Source organism: Sporolactobacillus shoreicorticis (assembly GCF_024125445.1).
Lineage (GTDB): Bacteria > Bacillota > Bacilli > Bacillales > Sporolactobacillaceae > Sporolactobacillus > Sporolactobacillus shoreicorticis.
The window spans coordinates 1-1,593 of record NZ_JAMXWM010000073.1; the positions used below are offsets into that span (position 1 = coordinate 1).

Below are 1,593 nucleotides of genomic sequence, written 5' to 3' on the forward strand. Positions count from 1 at the left end.
ACTTTTTGGAGAGTTTGATCCTGGCTCAGGACGAACGCTGGCGGCGTGCCTAATACATGCAAGTCGAGCGCATAGAAGGGAGCTTGCTCCCGGAAGTGAGCGGCGGATGGGTGAGTAACACGTGGGTAACCTGCCTGACAGACTGGGATAACTGTGGGAAACCGCAGCTAATACCGGATAACCCCCGGCACCGCATGGTGCCGGGCTGAAAGATGGTTTCGGCCATCACTGAGAGATGGGCCCGCGGTGCATTAGTTAGTTGGCGGGGTAACGGCCCACCAAGACCGCGATGCATAGCCGACCTGAGAGGGTGATCGGCCACATTGGGACTGAGACACGGCCCAAACTCCTACGGGAGGCAGCAGTAGGGAATCTTCCACAATGGACGAAAGTCTGATGGAGCAACGCCGCGTGAGCGAAGAAGGTTTTCGGATCGTAAAGCTCTGTTGCCGGAGAAGAACGTGCGGGAGAGGAAATGCTCTTGCAGTGACGGTATCCGGCCAGAAAGCCACGGCTAACTACGTGCCAGCAGCCGCGGTAATACGTAGGTGGCAAGCGTTGTCCGGAATTATTGGGCGTAAAGGGCGCGCAGGCGGCTTCTTAAGTCTGATGTGAAATCTTGCGGCTCAACCGCAAAAGGTCATTGGAAACTGGGAAGCTTGAGTGCAGAAGAGGAGAGTAGAATTCCACGTGTAGCGGTGAAATGCGTAGAGATGTGGAGGAATACCAGTGGCGAAGGCGGCTCTCTGGTCTGTCACTGACGCTGAGGTGCGAAAGCGTGGGGAGCAAACAGGATTAGATACCCTGGTAGTCCACGCCGTAAACGATGAATGCTAGGTGTTAGGGGGGTCCAACCCCTTAGTGCTGAAGTTAACACATTAAGCATTCCGCCTGGGGAGTACGACCGCAAGGTTGAAACTCAAAGGAATTGACGGGGGCCCGCACAAGCAGTGGAGCATGTGGTTTAATTCGAAGCAACGCGAAGAACCTTACCAGGTCTTGACATCCTCTGAGAAGCCTAGAGATAGGCCGTTCCCCTTCGGGGGACAGAGTGACAGGTGGTGCATGGTTGTCGTCAGCTCGTGTCGTGAGATGTTGGGTTAAGTCCCGCAACGAGCGCAACCCTTAACGTTAGTTGCCAGCATTAAGTTGGGCACTCTAAGGTGACTGCCGGTGACAAACCGGAGGAAGGTGGGGATGACGTCAAATCATCATGCCCCTTATGATCTGGGCTACACACGTGCTACAATGGGTGGTACAAAGGGCAGCGAAACCGCGAGGTTGAGCGAATCCCATAAAGCCACCCCCAGTTCGGATTGCAGGCTGCAACTCGCCTGCATGAAGCCGGAATTGCTAGTAATCGCGGATCAGCATGCCGCGGTGAATCCGTTCCCGGGCCTTGTACACACCGCCCGTCACACCACGAGAGTTTGTAACACCCGAAGTCGGTGCGAGAACCGTAAGGACTCAGCCGCCGAAGGTGGGACAAATGATTGGGGTGAAGTCGTAACAAGGTAGCCGTATCGGAAGGTGCGGCTGGATCACCTCCTTTCTAAGGAAACGATCGATAGCGAAGCGCTTGGACTTTTGTTT

At 55.2% G+C, this 1,593-nt stretch carries 1 rRNA gene; it reads left to right on the plus strand.

Annotated elements, in window-relative coordinates:
* Positions 1 to 2 precede the first annotated feature (2 nt).
* Positions 3 to 1,552 (plus strand): 16S ribosomal RNA (locus tag NIE88_RS21925).
* Positions 1,553 to 1,593: the final 41 nt, after the last annotated feature.